This is a genomic window from Chishuiella changwenlii (genome assembly GCF_900142565.1).
GTDB classification, from domain to species: Bacteria; Bacteroidota; Bacteroidia; order Flavobacteriales; family Weeksellaceae; genus Empedobacter; species Empedobacter changwenlii.
Genome location: NZ_FRBH01000012.1, coordinates 95,757 through 113,112, shown reverse-complemented (window position 1 = coordinate 113,112; position 17,356 = coordinate 95,757). Strand labels below are relative to the sequence as shown.

Annotated in this window: 19 protein-coding genes; 11 read left to right on the top strand and 8 right to left on the bottom strand. The window is 30.3% G+C overall.

The genetic code is table 11. The annotated features are described in order from the left end of the window. Window positions 1-110: 110 nt before the first annotated feature. Together BUA86_RS14475 and BUA86_RS14470 are read right to left on the bottom strand one after the other, a co-directional pair. Window positions 111-692, bottom strand: a complete 582-nt coding sequence (locus BUA86_RS14475) for a DUF5715 family protein (protein ID WP_072933859.1) — start codon at window positions 690-692, stop codon at window positions 111-113. Between the two features lie 47 nt (window positions 693-739). After that, window positions 740-1,384, bottom strand: a complete 645-nt coding sequence (locus BUA86_RS14470) for a DUF5715 family protein (RefSeq protein ID WP_083580388.1) — start codon at window positions 1,382-1,384, stop codon at window positions 740-742. Between the two features lie 257 nt (window positions 1,385-1,641). Between BUA86_RS14470 and BUA86_RS14465 the strand changes: the two genes are divergently transcribed. From BUA86_RS14465 to BUA86_RS16085, 3 genes are read left to right on the top strand one after another with little or no spacing between them, the layout of a single operon-like run. Then, window positions 1,642-2,517 carry a carbon-nitrogen hydrolase gene (locus BUA86_RS14465; protein ID WP_072933858.1) on the top strand — a complete coding sequence of 292 codons (876 nt, stop codon included), beginning with the start codon at window positions 1,642-1,644 and terminating at the stop codon, window positions 2,515-2,517. Further along, the gene (gene bla, locus BUA86_RS16090) at window positions 2,507-3,235 is read left to right on the top strand and encodes a BlaB/IND/MUS family subclass B1 metallo-beta-lactamase (RefSeq protein ID WP_072933857.1); all 729 of its coding nucleotides are present in this window, start codon (window positions 2,507-2,509) and stop codon (window positions 3,233-3,235) included. The genes BUA86_RS14465 and bla overlap by 11 nt, the downstream gene beginning before the upstream one ends. A 3-nt stretch (window positions 3,236-3,238) precedes the next feature. Further along, window positions 3,239-4,300, top strand: coding sequence for an agmatine deiminase family protein (locus tag BUA86_RS16085; RefSeq protein WP_072933855.1), 1,062 nt, complete (start codon window positions 3,239-3,241; stop codon window positions 4,298-4,300). 45 nt (window positions 4,301-4,345) lie between these two features. On the opposite strand, the gene BUA86_RS14450 is transcribed toward BUA86_RS16085, so the two are convergent. Next, window positions 4,346-4,729 carry a hypothetical protein gene (locus tag BUA86_RS14450; RefSeq protein ID WP_072933853.1) on the bottom strand — a complete coding sequence of 128 codons (384 nt, stop codon included), beginning with the start codon at window positions 4,727-4,729 and terminating at the stop codon, window positions 4,346-4,348. Beyond that, window positions 4,729-4,950: a VF530 family protein gene (locus BUA86_RS14445; RefSeq protein ID WP_072933851.1), complete on the bottom strand. Its 222-nt coding sequence runs from the start codon at window positions 4,948-4,950 to the stop codon at window positions 4,729-4,731. The genes BUA86_RS14450 and BUA86_RS14445 overlap by 1 nt, the downstream gene beginning before the upstream one ends. A 111-nt stretch (window positions 4,951-5,061) precedes the next feature. Here BUA86_RS14445 and rlmF point away from each other — a divergent pair, with 111 nt between their 5' ends. Continuing rightward, window positions 5,062-5,976, top strand: a complete 915-nt coding sequence (rlmF, locus tag BUA86_RS14440) for a 23S rRNA (adenine(1618)-N(6))-methyltransferase RlmF (protein WP_072933849.1) — start codon at window positions 5,062-5,064, stop codon at window positions 5,974-5,976. Between the two features lie 88 nt (window positions 5,977-6,064). Continuing rightward, window positions 6,065-6,559 (top strand): c-type cytochrome, encoded by a 495-nt coding sequence (locus BUA86_RS14435; protein ID WP_072933848.1) that lies wholly within the window; start codon window positions 6,065-6,067, stop codon window positions 6,557-6,559. A gap of 57 nt (window positions 6,560-6,616) precedes the next feature. Here the strand turns inward: BUA86_RS14435 and BUA86_RS14430 are convergent, their stop codons facing one another. Then, window positions 6,617-7,627, bottom strand: coding sequence for a M20/M25/M40 family metallo-hydrolase (locus tag BUA86_RS14430; RefSeq protein WP_072933846.1), 1,011 nt, complete (start codon window positions 7,625-7,627; stop codon window positions 6,617-6,619). Between the two features lie 140 nt (window positions 7,628-7,767). On the opposite strand from BUA86_RS14430, the gene BUA86_RS14425 reads away from it, so the two are divergent. Then, window positions 7,768-9,669: an amino acid permease gene (locus BUA86_RS14425; RefSeq protein ID WP_072933844.1), complete on the top strand. Its 1,902-nt coding sequence runs from the start codon at window positions 7,768-7,770 to the stop codon at window positions 9,667-9,669. A gap of 234 nt (window positions 9,670-9,903) precedes the next feature. On the opposite strand, the gene BUA86_RS14420 is transcribed toward BUA86_RS14425, so the two are convergent. From BUA86_RS14420 to BUA86_RS14410, 3 genes are all read right to left on the bottom strand, one after another. Continuing rightward, window positions 9,904-10,155: a DUF6952 family protein gene (locus BUA86_RS14420; RefSeq protein WP_072933842.1), complete on the bottom strand. Its 252-nt coding sequence runs from the start codon at window positions 10,153-10,155 to the stop codon at window positions 9,904-9,906. Beyond that, window positions 10,136-10,453, bottom strand: a complete 318-nt coding sequence (locus BUA86_RS14415) for a thioredoxin family protein (protein ID WP_072933840.1) — start codon at window positions 10,451-10,453, stop codon at window positions 10,136-10,138. Before BUA86_RS14415 ends, BUA86_RS14420 begins: the two co-directional genes overlap by 20 nt. Window positions 10,454-10,616: 163 nt before the next feature. Beyond that, a complete protein-coding gene (locus BUA86_RS14410) occupies window positions 10,617-11,243 on the bottom strand; it encodes a peroxiredoxin (RefSeq protein WP_072933838.1) in 627 nt (208 codons plus the stop codon). A 376-nt stretch (window positions 11,244-11,619) separates the two neighbouring features. Between BUA86_RS14410 and BUA86_RS14405 the strand changes: the two genes are divergently transcribed. From BUA86_RS14405 to BUA86_RS16375, 5 genes are all read left to right on the top strand, one after another. Continuing rightward, window positions 11,620-12,339, top strand: a complete 720-nt coding sequence (locus BUA86_RS14405; RefSeq protein WP_072933836.1) for a GLPGLI family protein — start codon at window positions 11,620-11,622, stop codon at window positions 12,337-12,339. 118 nt (window positions 12,340-12,457) lie between these two features. Then, on the top strand, window positions 12,458-12,847 hold the full coding sequence (locus BUA86_RS14400) for a hypothetical protein (protein ID WP_072933834.1): 390 nt from the start codon (window positions 12,458-12,460) through the stop codon (window positions 12,845-12,847). 168 nt (window positions 12,848-13,015) lie between these two features. After that, window positions 13,016-15,229 (top strand): catalase/peroxidase HPI, encoded by a 2,214-nt coding sequence (gene katG, locus BUA86_RS14395; protein ID WP_072933832.1) that lies wholly within the window; start codon window positions 13,016-13,018, stop codon window positions 15,227-15,229. Window positions 15,230-15,392: 163 nt separating this feature from the next. Further along, entirely contained in the window at window positions 15,393-16,166 is a 774-nt protein-coding gene (locus tag BUA86_RS14390; RefSeq protein ID WP_072933830.1) for an isocitrate lyase/PEP mutase family protein, read from the top strand. Window positions 16,167-16,170: 4 nt separating this feature from the next. Then, a complete protein-coding gene (locus BUA86_RS16375; RefSeq protein ID WP_072933828.1) occupies window positions 16,171-17,223 on the top strand; it encodes a bifunctional transcriptional activator/DNA repair enzyme AdaA in 1,053 nt (350 codons plus the stop codon). Window positions 17,224-17,356 lie beyond the last annotated feature (133 nt).

Below are 17,356 nucleotides of genomic sequence, written 5' to 3'. Positions count from 1 at the left end.
TATTAATAAATTGAATTAATGCTATTTATGCATAATAAATTAAATATTTAAAATGCAATATTAATTTTTTGATTCTAGTTTTAAGAAATTGTTAACAAAAAAGAATTGTTTTAGTAATTTCTCACAATAATGTGAAAACATTTACTTTTACTCTCTTTTACGTAGTAAATTTTACCAGTACTTACATAAGATTTTAAAATATTTTCTAAATGATTTTGAAGTTTAGAATCAATTCTAACATTATGATTAAATCGGATATATGAGATGTCGAAAGAAGCACCAAAGTTGTGTGCACTGTCATTAGAAGAAGCATTGCTGTTAACTCCTCTTAATCTATTTTGATCCTGTAAGGTTCTTGTTAAAGAAGTAACAACAAAAAAGTTTTGTCCAGTAGTTTTTACAAAATCTCTGGCAATGTTACGAAGGACATCTTTTCCTTTAGGAATTAAAAAAGCGTGACTATGAGACAAATCTGCTATTCGCCATCCATAACCACGCTGTGCTATTCTAACCAATTTTCCTTGATTGGTATATTTATCTAATTGTTTATTGTCTTTTATGAGCTCTAATTTATGAGATTTTGCAGCCTCTAAATGTTGTACGTATTCTTTAGAAGGTTCTATAATTATTCTGCTTTGAGCAGAAACATAAAAAAATGAAATACAAAATAAAACGGCAAGTAAATTCCTCATATTAATTAATTATTCTTTGTAAAAATAACAAAGAAACTCAAAAAATACTACATTGTTGTCGATTTAAATTGTTCTGGATTACGAACTGTTACATGAAAACAATGTTGACGGTATTCTTTAATGTAATATATCTTACCATCTTCTTGCAATTGTTTTAAAATTGCTTCTAAATTTTCACGATGCTTTTTACTATAAGTATACTTGTTGTTGAATTTAGTGTAAGATAAATCGAAGGCAGCACCATAATTATGTGAACTATCACCTTTAGCTGCATTGCTATTAACTTTTCTTAAACTAGATTGACTTTCTTCTGACCTTGTAAGTGATGTAACTGCAATCGTTACATTATTTTCGTCTAGAAACTGTGAAGCTATTTTCTCTAAAACAGATTTTGCTTTCGGATTAAGAAATGCTTTACTGTGGGTTAATTTTTCTATTGTGTAACCATTTCCTTCCTCTGGTACAGCAACTAGTTTTTTTAAGATAACCATTCCGTCAATTTCGTCGAAATTTTCTATTATGGGCATACTAAAAGACTTTGCTGCTTCTAGATGATCGTCATAGGTTATTTTTTTTGTTGAAATGGAAATGGAATTTTTTGAAGTGTTTTCTGCTAAAATGTAACTTTCTTGGCTCTGAGCTGAACTGTATATTCCAAGGCAAAAGCAAGAAAGTGCAATCAATTTTTTCATATAAATAATTTATTACGGCACAAAAATAGAGGTTGCATTTTAATAAAAGGCTGTTAAAAATAATAAAATTAATGTAAAGTTTTATCAAAGGTTTCTTAAAATGGTATTGATTACTAATATTTTATTTTTTGTGAAGGTTAATAAAAGTTAATTAAATTAAGAAAAATATAAATTCTTTTATCCTTATTAGTTATCCTACTAAAATCCGTATTTTTGTACGATAATTATCACTTATTTTATACATCGATTAAGTTAATATGGCAAAGGTTAAAGTTGGTTTGGTACAAATGACATGTACAAAAGACAAACAAGAAAATTTAAATAAAGCAATAGAGCAAGTAAAAGTTGCAGCTGCAAAAGGTGCTCAAATTGTATGCTTACAAGAATTATTTACATCATTATATTTTTGCGACGTAGAGGATTATGATAACTTCGATTTAGCAGAAGCTATTCCTGGTCCATCAACAGATGCGTTATCTGTTGTCGCAAAAGAATTAGGTGTTGTAATTATTGCTTCATTATTCGAAAAACGTACACAAGGATTATATCACAATACAACAGCAATTTTAGATGCTGACGGAACATATTTAGGAAAATACCGTAAAATGCACATTCCAGATGATCCTGCTTTTTACGAAAAATTCTATTTTACACCAGGAGATTTAGGTTACAAAGTTTTTGAAACTAAATTCGGAAAAATTGGAGTTTTAATTTGTTGGGATCAATGGTATCCGGAAGCTTCTCGTATAACTGCATTAATGGGAGCTGATATTTTATTTTATCCAACAGCAATTGGTTGGGCAACAGATCAAGACGAGGAAACAAACAAAGACCAATATAATGCATGGCAAACAATTCAACGTTCGCATGCTGTAGCTAATGGAGTTCCTGTAGTTTCTGTAAACCGTTGTGGTTTCGAGCAAGATGGAGCTATGAAATTCTGGGGTGGTTCTTTTGCAACAAATGCACAAGGTCGTCTTTTATATTTAGCTTCTCATGAAAATGAAGAAACAGAAGTAGTTGAATTAGATTTAAACGAAACAGATTTTTTCCGTAAACATTGGCCATTTTTAAGAGATCGCCGAATTGATTCTTATCAACCAATCACGAAACGTTTCATTGATGAAGATTAATTCAATTTTTAAAAAACTATTTTTAAGTTGTTCATTCTTAATAGGTTCATTATTATTGGCACAAGAAAAACCATTAATAATAGAAGAATTAACACCAGAATTATATGTTCATACAACATATAATACGTTTAAGGGGACAAAATATTCAGCAAATGGAATGTATTTAATTACAAAGAAAGGAGTTGTTTTATTTGATACACCTTGGGATGAAACGCAATATCAACCCATATTAGATTCTATTAAAAAACGTCATAATTTACCTGTAATTGCAGTATTTGCTTCGCACTCTCACGAAGATCGTTCGGGCGGTTTTGCGTATTACAATAAATTGGGAATACCAACTTATGCAACAAAGCAAACAAATGCTATTTTAAAAAGTAATAATCAAGCAACTTCTACAAAAGAAATTAAGTTGGGTAAGACTTATAAAATAGGAGGAGAGCAATTTGTTATTGAATATTTTGGTGAAGGTCATACAGTAGATAATACAGTTGTCTGGTTTCCGAAGTATAGAATTTTAAATGGAGGTTGTTTAATAAAAAGTGCGGAAGCAGTAGATTTAGGAAATGTAGCCGAAGCTAATGTAAATGCTTGGCCAAATACAATAGATAAATTAATGCTTCAACATCCTATTATTCAGAAGGTAATTCCAGGACATGATAATTGGAGATTAACGCAACATTTAGAAAATACGATAAGACTCTTAAATAAAAATTAGATTTTGAAAACAATAGATACATCAAAATACCCAAAAGATTTAGGTTACAGATTTCCTGCAGAATGGGAAGAACATGAAGCAACATGGTTATCTTGGCCACATAAAGAGGCTTCTTGGCCAGATCGTATACATTTAATATATCCTGCATATGCAGAATTTATCGCCGAATTATCTAAAGGCGAAAAAGTTCGTATTAATGTAAAAGATGAAGAAATGAAAGCTTTTGCAATCTCGCATATAGAGAAAACAGATGCAGATTTAACACAAGTTGAATTCTTTTTTCACGAAACAAATGATGCTTGGTGTAGAGATCATGGACCAGCTTTTTTAATTAATAAAGAAAATAAAGAAAATCCGAAAGTAGTTGTTGATTGGGGATTTAATGCTTGGGGAGGAAAATATCCACCATTTGAGAATGATGATGTTATTCCAACAAAAATAGCTGAAGCATTTAATTTACCAGTTTTCTATCCGAGAATTATTATGGAAGGAGGATCTGTTGAGTTTAATGGAAAAGATACTTTGATGACATCAAAATCTTGTTTATTAAATGAAAATCGTAATCCAGAATATTCACAAGAACAAATAGAAGATTTTTTGAGAAATTATTATGGTGTTTCTCAAATTCTTTGGGTTGAAGATGGAATTGTTGGAGACGATACAGACGGACACATTGATGATACAATACGCTTTGTAAACGAAAATACAGTATTAACAGTTGTAGAAGAAAACAAGGAAGATGATAATTACGAGTTATTACAAGTAAATCTTCGTCAATTACAAGAAATGAAATTAGCAGATGGTCGTTCATTAAACATTATAGAATTACCAATGCCAGATGGCGTTTATTGTGAGGGAGAACGTTTACCAGCATCTTATGCAAATTTTTATATTGCAAATAAATCGATTATTGTACCAACGTACCGTTGTGCAAAAGATGATATTGCTTTAGAAATTATTCAAAAAGTATTTCCAGATCGTAAAGTTGTTGGAATAGATTCTACAGATATTATATGGGGATTGGGATCTTTTCATTGTTTAAGTCAACAAGAACCAAAAATATAAATCAAAACCGATTCGTAAGAATCGGTTTTTTTATTATATAGTTGTTTAACTAAAATCTACATGATAAACATCTGTTTTATTTCGAGGAATTTTTCGGTATTCGAAACCACCCGCTTGCGGTATTAATTCAACTAAATCAAAGGATTTACAGCTTTTTGGTAAACCATTAAAAATTAAAGTAAAATCTAAACTAGAGTTTTCTTCAATATAGGTCCAATTAGGATACATTGTAATTCCGTCAGCAAAAACTAATTGACAGCGTTTTCCTGTTGTATTATCAATTAAAAAAGTAGATGGCCAAATACGCGCTGCATTAGCATATTCATCAGCATTCATACGACAATGAATAATTACTTGACTTTCTTCTTCAATATTTGTTAAAAGTTCAGCATCAATAAAAATCTTTTCTTCAAGAATTGTTGCTCCCATTATTTTGCAATTTTTTTGATATATAATTCTTCTACTTTTTTTCTTGCCCAATCGGTTTTTCTTAAAAACTTTAAAGAAGATTTTAAACTTGGATTATCAATAAAACATCTAATATTTATTTGATTTCCAAGACCTTCCCATCCTCCATAATAGATTACCAATTCTTCTATAATATCATCTAAACGTTTTCCGTGAAGAGGATTATTTTTTTGACTTTCCATTGTGCAAAGATAATTATAAATAGATTACATGAAAAAGACAAACATGTAAAACCAGCATAATAATTACAATAAAATGCAAAGGTTGTCTTACTTTTGCATAAATATCTTTGTATGAGTACTCCTGAAAAGAAGAGTAAATTAAAAAAATTACATTCTCGTAATCGTCATTTAGCTCCTTATAATTTCGAAAAATTGTGTGCAGTTTATCAGCCACTTTCTAAATATATTAAACCAAATAAAGAAAACGAACCTACTATTACATTTTCTGATAGAGAAGCTGTAAAAGCATTAAATAAGGCTCTATTAAAAACATATTACGATATAGATTATTGGGAATTACCTAAAGATAATTTATGTCCTCCAATTCCTGGTCGTGCAGATTATATACATTATGCCGCAGATATTTTAGCAGAAAGTTTTGATGGTGTTATACCAAGAGGAAAAGATGTTAAGATTTTAGATATAGGTGTTGGTGCAAATTGTATTTATCCAATTATTGGAAATTATGAATACGATTGGAATTTTGTTGGTGCGGAATTAGATTACGAATCACATAAAAATGCAGAAGAAATTGTAAAGAAAAATTCTAGATTACGTAATAAAGTTGACATCAGAATGCAATTTAATCCTAATAATATTTTCAAGAATATTATTAAACAAGGAGAAAAATTTGATATGACAATTTGTAATCCACCATTCTTTAAATCGAATCAAGAAGTAATGGAGCAAACGATGCGTAAGATTAAAAATCTTGGAGGTACATCGGATCAAAAACCTATTCAGAATTTTGGTGGAAATAATTCAGAATTATGGTGTAGAGGAGGAGAGCGCTTATTTATTACTAAAATGATAAAAGAAAGTGTAGCTTATAAACATCAAGTAAAATGGTTTTCTACTTTAGTCTCTAAAAAAGAAAATGTTCGAATTTTAGAAGGTATCTTGAAGAAAGAAAATACAAGAGATTATCGTATTGTAGATATGCAACAAGGAAACAAAGTTTCTCGCTTGTTAGTTTGGCGTTTTTAAGTTTATTTAAACTTAATCCAAATTTTTTAAAGCTATATTTTAGGATGGATTATTGTTTTTAATTTGTGAGTATTAAAGAGACACAAAAATGAAAACAAAAAAAATCTTAGCTCCCTTAAGTGTAATTGCATTAATGTTAGTGATATTTTCTTTTACTACGAGTAGAACTATCGACAAAGGAAATAAAATTTCAGATCCACAATGGAAAAACTTAAAAGTTTTACCACAAAATATTTCAGAAGATAGTTTGAAAGGATTAATGAGAGGTTACAATGATGCTCTTGGAGTAAAATGTAATTACTGTCATGCAAATAATGCAGAAACTAAAAAAATGGATTTTGCAAGTGATGCTAAAAAAGAAAAGGAATATGCACGTCACATGATTTTAATGACACGTGAAATAAATGCAAAAAACTTTAATTGGAATAATGCTAAAAATCCTGAAACGATAAATGTTGTAACATGTACAATGTGTCATAGAGGAAATACAAGTCCTACAAAATCTCTGAAAGAAGCAGAAGAAGTAAAAAGTGTTACAGAAGTAACAAAACCTTTAAAAGAGGAAATTAAAAAATCTAAATAATCATCAAATTAAAAAATCTCCATTATGGAGATTTTTTAATTTGATGATATACCATCATTATTTCGTTGCTTTATCTACAACTGGTCTATTTTCAGCATTTGCTAAAATCCAAGCTGTATTAAAAGTTAATTGTGTACGACGTTTTAATAAATCATATTCAATTTTATCTGGTGTATCTCCTGGTTGATGATAATCATCGTGAACACCATTAAAAAAGAAAACAGATGGAACATTATGCTTTGCAAAATTATAATGATCAGAACGATAATAAAAACGATTCGGATCGTTTGGATCATCATAACGGTAATCTAAATTAATTCCTAAATCTTGGTTTGCCTTTTTTACAGCATTATATAAATCAGTAGATAACATATTAGAACCAATTACATAAAGAAAGTCTTTTGTTTCTTTATTATGTTCGTAATCAATTCGTCCAATCATATCAATATTAATATCAGCAATAGTATTTGCTAAAGGAAAAATTGGGTGATCAGAATAATATTTAGAACCTAATAATCCTTTTTCTTCTCCAGAAACATGTAAAAACAAAATAGAGCGTTTTGGTCTAATTCCTTTTTTCTCAGCTTCTCTAAAAATTCGAGCAACTTCCATTACACCAACAGTACCAGATCCATCGTCGTCAGCACCAGCGTATAATTTTCCGTTTTTTATTCCCTCATGATCATAATGAGCAGAAACAACTAAAATTTCTTCAGGTTTTTCAGAACCTTGTATAAATCCCATTACATTGCGCATTTCTCCTTTAACACGAGGAAATGTTCCTTCTGGGATTAATTGAAAATAATTATTATTTGGACCATTAATTCCTAATTCTTTATAATAATTAGAAATATAATTACCAGCTTTTATTTCACCTGCCGAAGCTGCATTTCTACCTTCCATTTCTGGACCAGCAATAATGTAAAGGTTCTTTTTAAGCTCAGCTTCAGAAATTTTTTCTGAATATTTCGTAAGCTCTTTTTCATACTTTGCTTGCGAAATTGGTTGAGTAGAAGTACAACTAATTAGCGTAGCAGTTAAGCTAATTGCAAATAAAAATTGTTTCATGTGAATTTTTGATTTAAATTTAAATTTAATCTAACCTAACAAAATAAAAAAGAAAATTTGTATAAAAAATCAATATTTATGCAAAATAAACACTGTTTTGATGTTGACTTTTTTATATTTGTCCGTTTTTTAAATCAATTATGTCACAATTATTCAGAAAAAAAACCGTAGAATCAATTTTAGCCGAATCACATAAGAATTCTGCTACAATGAAAAGAACCTTAGGGGTTCGGGATTTAACAGGTTTTGGAATCGCAGCTATCGTAGGTGCAGGAATCTTTAGTACAATTGGTCGCGCTAGTTTTGAAGGTGGTCCAGCTGTAATTTTCTTATTTATTTTTACAGCCATAGCATGTGGGTTTACCGCATTTGCTTATGCCGAATTTGCTTCGCTAGTACCAGTTTCTGGTAGTGCTTATACCTATAGTTATGTTGCTTTTGGAGAATTATTTGCTTGGGTAATTGGTTGGGCATTAATTATGGAATATGCCATTGGTAATATTGTCCTCGCCATTTCTTGGAGTGATTATTTTACCACCTTGCTCTCTGGTCTAGGAATACATTTACCAGAATGGATGACGATGGACTATTTTACAGCGAAAAATGGTTTTGAATTTGTGACAAACGAATTAGCGAAAGGAAAAACATTAGAAGGAATTGCAAATTCTCCTTATGCACAAGAAATCCCGAAGTATTTAGCATATAAAGATGCTCCATTTGTAGGATTTAATTTAGTTGTAGATATACCAGCTTTATTAATTACATTTCTAATTACTGCGCTTGTTTATCGTGGTATAAACGAATCTAGGAAAGCAAGTAATGCAATGGTAGTTTTAAAATTGGCCGTTGTATTTCTAGTAATAATTGTAGGAGCTTTTTATGTTAATCCTGATAATTGGAACCCATTTGCACCGAATGGAATAGGAGGTGTTTTAGCAGGAGTTTCATCTGTTTTTTATGCCTATATTGGTTTTGATGCCATAAGTACAACGGCAGAAGAGTGTAAAGATCCTAAGAGAGATTTACCAAGAGGTATTTTTGCATCTATTATAATTTGTACCATTTTATATGTGTTAATTGCAATGGTAATTACAGGGATGGTGCATTATTCTGAATTAAATGTTGGTGATCCACTTGCATATGTTTTTGATAAAATACAAGATTTAAAATGGCTTGCAGGAATTATTGCTTTTTCAGCAGTTATTGCAATGGCGAGTGTATTTATTGTTTTTCAGATTGGGCAACCTCGTATTTGGATGACAATGTCTAGAGATGGATTATTACCTAAGAAATTTTCTAAGTTACATCCTAAATTTAAAACACCATCTTTTGCAACTATTTTTACTGGTTTTGTAGTAGGTATTCCAATTCTTTTTACAGATTTAGAATTAGTGGTTGATGCTTGTTCTATCGGAACATTGTTTGCTTTTGTGTTAGTTTGTGCTGCTGTTCTAAGAATGGATGCTGATCCTAATGCTAAAAGAGGAAACTTTAAAACACCATTTATAGATGCGAAGTTTGTAATGCCAATTGTAACCTTTTTTGTTATTGCTGTTTGTGCGACAACATTTAAGGCAGATATGGCAGATTTCTTTACAAATAAACCACAACCAACTCCTGTAGAGAAATTTGTAGGGTCGTTAACATCAAAAGAATTAAAAGATTCTTACACAACTTTAAATAATATTACTGGAAATGAAGTAGAGTATTTAGATGATTACTTGAAAAGTTTAAGCTCAGAACAATACGAAAGTACATTACAAAAGTTACCAGTTTACGAAGACAAAAAAACAGAGAAAGGTTGGGATGTTTTTAAACATAAAATTCCAATGTATATTTTCTTGTTAATTTATATCTCAATGGTCATTCGTTGTTATTTTAAAAGAACATCTATTATTCCATTAGCAGGAATGTTATGTTGTTTTTATATGATGGCACAATTAGGTCTAAAAAACTGGTTAATATTTCTAATTTGGTTAGCAATCGGATTAGTTATCTATTTTGCTTATGGATATAGAAAGAGTAAATTGAGAAATATATAATCAATTATAAATAATTTATAAAGCTGTTTTTACGTTTGTTTAAACAGCTTTTTTATGATTAATTGATATGTGATTCTGAGTCTGTCGAATCATCATTTATATAGTAACCTATTTTTTCCCGCTGAAACAAGTAGCTTTCTACTTTTTAATCAATATATTATACAATAAAATCAATAAAAAAACCTCAATAGAAGTGAAAAACTATTGAGGTTTAATTTTATATTTTAAATGAGATTATTTATCAATAGATCCCATTACACGTTGCATAAAAGTATTAGCAGCAGTACGTTCGTCCATACCTTCATCTTCCATCATTTGTTTCATTTCAATTGCTCCACAAATGTTAGAAATCATTTCACCAATTATTTCCTGTTCTGGTTCTTTCACAGCAGGAGAATCAGCATAAACTTCTAAAACTTCTAATGTAGTTTCCATTGCTTCAATAGAAACATTTTTTGCTAAATTCTTAAATACCGGCAGCTTCATTTATTAATTCTTTTACAGCATCAATTTTAGATGCAGTTACTTGTCCTACATTTTCTCCTCCTTTAAAAACTGCGAAAGTTGGTAAATTTGGAACATCAGCTAATTTTCTTGATTCTACTAATTTCTCAGCATCAACATATAAAAATTCTGCTTGACCTTCGTATTCAGCCGCTAATTTTTTAAATTTTGGTTTTACTAAACGGCAATTACCACACCATCCAGCTCCGTATTGTACAATAACAATATTATTATCAGCAACAACTTGTGCTAAATTATCTTGTTCTAATTCTGCAAACATTTTATATTTTTTTATTAAAAATTGGTTATAAAAAAGGCTGTCTAAGGTTTTGAACTTAGTGATTTTTGTTGAAAATGAATTCATTAAAATCCTTGTGTCAATTTTATTAGACAGCCTTTATGTGAATTTTGGAATCTTAAAAAAGATAACCAATCATTTTTTATTAGTTAGCTGATAAGTAAGCAGCAACACCATCTTTTGTAGCGTTCATTGCTTCTTTACCTTCTTCCCAGTTAGCTGGACAAACTTCACCGTATTTTTCTACGTGTAAAATTGCATCTAATAAACGAACATACTCATCGATGTTACGACCTAATGGTAAATCGTTGATTGTTTCGTGACGAACAACTCCATTTTTATCGATGATAAAAGTTCCTCTGTATGCTACAGGAGCTCCTTCGAATGTAATAGAATCTTTTTGTTCGTTGTAAACGTACTCACCAGCTAATACACCGTAATCCATAGCAATTGTTTTTGCTAAATCAGCTACTACTGGGTAAGTTACACCTTCGATACCTCCGTTATCTTTAGAAGTATTTAACCAAGCTAAGTGAGATTCTTCAGAATCACATGAAGCAGCGATTACAACAGCATCTCTTTTTTCAAATTCAGCTAATTTAGCTTGGAATGCGTGTAATTCTGTTGGACAAACAAATGTAAAATCTTTTGGGTAAAAGAATAATACGATGTTTTTCTCTCCAATTGGTAAAGAAAAGTTTTCTACGATTTCATCTCCATCAATTACTGCTGGAGCTGTAAACAAAGGCGCTTTTTTTCCTACTAATGACATAATTTAATTTTTATATTTTGTTTTTACTTACTTAATTGAATAAAAATACAGATATTTTCTACCTTATTTTCTGACACAAATTTAGACGGATTTCTCAATTTCTCAATAGATTTTTCATTTCTATTTTAGATTAAACTATAAATAAAATTTATTAAGACATTATTTCTTTTTAATTGAGAATCGATCGTATTTTTTTAGCTCTCACCGCTAATTTACTACTATAAATCCTAAGTAAATATGATATTAATTATTAAGAAAGGGTTAAATATAGATATGAAATAATCCTATTAATTTTTAAATAATTAAAAAATAGATAAAACAATAAAGATTAGGTAAAGTTAATTTTATTTCTATATTTGTAGAAACAAAAACTAATATGATAAAATATTTAATCGTTCTTCTACCTATTTTCTCGTTTTCACAAGAAGCAATTAGAGTAGAGTATGAAATGAAGCAAGAGTTTGACAAACAAGCAAAAGATAAACTTGGAATAAAATATGCTGAAATATTGCAAAATTCTGAAAATAAGAGGTATTATTATGAATTGCTTGCCAATACAAAACAATCGCAATTCTTAGAAATAGAAAGAATTAACAATGACCAAAATTCTAAAGGAGCAACATTAGGTTTATCTACAAATGTAAGTGCTAATATCTATAAAGATTTTAACATGAACGTATTGTATGAAGAAAATACAATGAAATCTAAACTATTGGTTAAAGATTCTTTACAGCATTTTACATGGGTTTTAACAAAAGATGAAGCTAGTGTTTTAGGTTATAAAGTGAAGAAGGCAACATACAGCAATAATAATCAAATGGTAGAAGCTTGGTACACAACAGAATTACCTTTTCGTGACGGACCATCTCGCTTTTCGGGTTTACCAGGACTTATTTTAAAAGTAAACTTTAAATTACCTTTTGTAGCAGATATGGATACTAATGTTTCATTTACTGCAATTGATGTAAAACCATATTCAGGAAAAATAGAAATTTCAAACAAATTTAAAATTGTATCGAGAGAAGAGTTTAAGAAGGAAGTAGAGAAAAACAGCTCAAAATTTAATACGATATCTTCTGGAGTAGAAAAAGATTAATTCTGTAATGAAATTAAAATCGCAAATGTTTTTAATTTCATTACAGAATTTATAGACTTTATTACATATTGTCATTTTTAATCATTTCTAAATGTAGTTTTGGTGGTAAATAACAATAATGAAAAAAAATCTTTGCCTAATTACACTTCTTTTGTCAATAATAGGTTTTTCTCAAGAATCTCAGTCTAAAATAAAAGTTTCTTTATTTGAAGGAGCTGTAGTTGCAGGTTATGTAGATAACGGAGGTTTTATAAATTTTACAGGACCAAGTGTTAGTTATAAACACAAGGATTTTAAAATGAGTGTAGGGATGTTACCATCTCTTCGAATTAAAGAAGATAAATCTCCAGGAACTAAGAATAGTGTAGTAACACCAAATTTAGGAGGAGGACTAACATTTGTTTATAAAAAAATAGCTTTACAAATTCCATTTTATTACAATACGAAAACTTCAACTCAAGATGGTGCTTGGAAAATGGGTATAGGTGTAGGATATTCATTTAAATAATGTAATGTAGAATTTATTTAGATAAATTATAAATAATAGTTATATTAAATGATTCATAACATAATAATAATTTATAGTTAAATAGAATGATTCAATTTCATTTTCCTAGTATGATTTAGTATATTTATGATATTTACAACATAAAACAAACGAAAAATTTAAAATACTATGGAAAATTTAGGAGGGGATATTTCAAAATGTCCATTTCATAACGGAACAATGAATTCTCCAGTTGCGGGAGAAGGAACTACAAACCGCGATTGGTGGCCTAATCATTTAAAAGTTGATATGTTACGTCAACACTCATCACTATCAGATCCTATGGGAAAAGATTTTGATTATGCGAAAGAATTTGAATCGCTTGATTTAGAAGCTGTAAAAAATGACTTAAAAGCATTAATGACAGATTCGCAAGATTGGTGGCCAGCAGATTTTGGTCATTATGGACCTTTATTTATTCGTATGGCTTGGCACAGTGCAGGAACTTATCGTGTACAAGATGGTAGAGGTGGAGCAGGAGCAGGACAACAACGTTTTGCACCCTTAAACTCTTGGCCAGATAATGTAAGTTTAGACAAAGCACGTCGTCTTTTATGGCCGATTAAACAGAAATATGGAAAAAAAATATCTTGGGCAGATTTACTAATCTTAACAGGAAACATGGCATTAGAATCTATGGGATTCAAAGCAATAGGATTTGCTGGTGGGCGTCCTGATGTTTGGGAACCAGATATGGATGTGTATTGGGGATCAGAAAAAGTATGGTTACAAGAAAGCGGTGGAGAGAATAGCCGTTATTCAGGAGATAGAGATTTAGAAAATCCATTGGCAGCAGTACAAATGGGATTAATTTATGTTAATCCAGAAGGACCAGACGCTAATCCAGATCCACTTTTGGCTGCTCATGACATTCGTGATACTTTTGATCGTATGGCAATGAATGATGAAGAAACTGTTGCACTTATTGCAGGTGGGCACACATTTGGTAAAACACACGGAGCAGGTGATGCAGATCTTGTAGGAAAAGAACCAGAAGCTGCTGGTTTAGAAGAACAAGGTTTAGGATGGGCAAGTTCTTTTAAATCTGGAAAAGGAGGTGATACAATTACTTCTGGATTAGAGGTAACATGGACGCAAAGACCAACAGAATGGACAAATCTTTTCTTTGAAAATCTATTTAAATACGAATGGAAATTAACGAAGAGTCCTGCAGGAGCTCATCAATGGGAAGCAATAGATGCTCCAGATGATGTTCCTTTAGCAGATGATATGTCGCAAAAACAAAAACCAAGAATGTTAACGACAGATTTATCTTTAAGATTTGATCCAGCATATGAAAAAATTTCTCGTAGATTTTACGAAAACCCGGATGAATTTGCAGATGCTTTTGCTAAAGCTTGGTACAAGTTAACACATAGAGATATGGGACCATTAGACCGTTATTTAGGTCCAGATGTTCCACAAGAAGAATTTATTTGGCAAGATCCAATTCCAGCAGTTAATCACGAATTAATTAACGATTCAGATATTGTTACGTTAAAATCTAAATTATTAAACTTAGGTTTATCTATTTCTGAATTAGTTTCTACAGCTTGGGCTTCAGCTTCTACATTTAGAGGTTCTGATATGAGAGGAGGAGCAAATGGAGCAAGAATCCGTTTAGAGCCAATGAAGAATTGGGAAGTAAATAATCCAGTACAATTAAATAAAGTTTTAACAGCTTTAGAAGGAGTACAAAAAGAATTTAATTCAACAGGAAAAACAGTTTCCTTAGCAGATTTAATCGTATTAGGTGGTGTTGCTGCAATAGAAAAAGCTGCATTAGATGCTGGTCATTCTATTTTAGTACCATTCTCTCCTGGACGTATGGATGCTTCTCAAGAACAAACAGAAATAGAATCTGTAGCGTATTTAGAAACACAAGGAGATGGTTTCCGTAATTACCGTAAATCTAAAAATCCAGCAGTTTCTACAGAAGAGTTATTAATTGATAAAGCTCAATTATTAAAACTTACAGCACCAGAATTAACTGTTTTAGTAGGAGGTATGCGTGCATTAAATACAAATTATGATGGTTCTAAACATGGTATATTTACAGATAGACCAGGTCAATTATCAAATGATTTCTTTATAAATCTACTTGATATGAACACAGTATGGAAAGCAATGGACGAACGTAAAGAAATTTATTTAGGTTCTGATAGAAAAACAGGACAACCAAAATGGACGGGTACTCGTGCAGATTTAGTTTTCGGTTCTAATTCAGAATTACGTGCAATTGCAGAAGTTTACGGAAGTGCTGATGCGCAAGAAAAATTCGTAAATGATTTTGTTGCTGCTTGGGCTAAAGTAATGAATGCTGATCGTTTTGATTTGAAATAATAACAAGATAACTTTATAATAACAAAAAATGCTAATCGTACGATTAGCATTTTTTGTTATGACAAGTTTCTAAATAAATCAACATAAAAAAATACTTGTTAATTTTTCGGTTGTTTCATAATGGTATTCAAGACTAGTTTTGCTAAAAATAAGAACCGAAATAATGACAACAACTTATCAAAAATTTTTAGAATTACACCAACAAGATAAACCTCTAATCATAGGTAATGTATGGAATGTACAAAGTGCAAAAATGTTCGAAAAATTAAATTTTCAAGCCATTGGAACATCAAGTGCTGCGATTGCACATTCTTTTGGACATGAAGATGGAGAACAAATGCCTCTTTCGGATCTTTTATTTGTTGTTGAAAGAATTATAAAAAATATAAACCTACCATTATCTGTTGATATAGAATTTGGTTATGGAAATACTGCTGAACAAATAGCCGAGAATATAATAGCTTTAGAGAAATTAGGTGCTGTGGGAATAAATATAGAAGATAGTTACTTAGAGAATGGAGAAAGAAAACTAAAAGATATTGCTCTATTTTCATCACTTTTAAATCGTGTAAAAAATATTCTAAAGGATAAAGGAATATCAATCTTTATAAATGTTAGATGTGATACTTTTCTTCTGAATGGTCCAGATGCTTTTGAGTCTTCAATTGATAGAATAAAAAAATATGAAGAGGTGGGGGCGAATGGAATTTTTCTACCATGTATAAAGAAAGAGAGTGATATTGAAACAATTATTTCAGCAACTAAATTACCATTAAATGTGATGTGTACGACAGAATTACCTAATTTTGAAGTTCTTGAAAAAATAGGTGTGAAAAGAATTAGCATGGGAAATTTTTTGAATGATTATGTTTATAATTCAGCAGAAAATAAAACAATTGAGATTTTAAAAAATCAATCTTTTAATAGTTTATTTTAAAAATATGGAGTTGACAACAGAGATTATGTACAAAGCAATACTTGAAAAGGATACGTCTTTTGAAGGTGTGTTTTTTACTGCTGTAAAAACAACTGGTATTTTTTGTAGACCTTCTTGTACAGCTAGAAAACCAAAGTTGGAAAATATTGAATTTCTAAAAACATCTAAAGAATGTATGACGAAAGGTTACAGAGCGTGTAAAGTTTGTAAACCATTGGATACATTAAATCATACACCAAAGGAGTTTCAAGAAATTTTAGACGAACTTTCAGAGAATCCAACACTAAAATTTAAGGATTACGATTTAAAGCAAAGAGGTATAGAACCAAGTCAGATTAGAAGATGGTTTCTGAAAAATCATAACATTACTTTTCATGCATATCAAAGAATGTTTAGAATAAATTCAGCTTTCAAGAAAATTAAAAATGGAGAAAGTATAACCCATGCAGCTTTCGATTCGGGATTTGAATCTTTAAGTGGGTTTGGGGATAGTTTTAAAAATATTTTTGGAGTTTCTCCAAAAAAGGGAAATCAGCAAACAATCATCGATCTTAAACGAATTGAAACTCCGTTAGGAACTATGTTAGCTTGTGCAACAAACACTGGTATTTGTTTGTTAGAATTTACTGACAGAAGAATGCTAGAAACAAGTTTAAAATCAATCTCAAAGAAATTAAAAGCAACAATTGTCCAAGGTAATAATCAACATTTTGATCTTTTAGAAAGTCAATTACAAGAATATTTTAATGGTGAAAGGAAAGAGTTTACTGTTCCATTGCATATCATAGGTACTGAATTTCAAAATAAAGTTTGGTCTGTTTTAATGGACATTCCATATGGCGAAACAAAGGCGTATCAAGAACAGGCTATAAGCATTGGAAATCCAAAAAGTGTAAGAGCCGTAGCAAACGCAAATGGAATGAACACAATTTCGATTTTAATTCCTTGTCATAGAGTCATTGGTTCTGATGGCGATTTAAAAGGATATGGAGGCGGACTTTGGAGAAAAAAATACCTACTTGATTTCGAAAAGAAAAGTTATAAGTTTAATAATTAATGAAGGGTTTAATATATAAAGGCTGTCGTGGGACAGCTTTTATAATTTTTTATTCGTTTAAAAAAAGTTATACATAATTAGATAAAAAAATAATTATTATTGGCAATTTTATTTTATCATTCTTATTAGAATA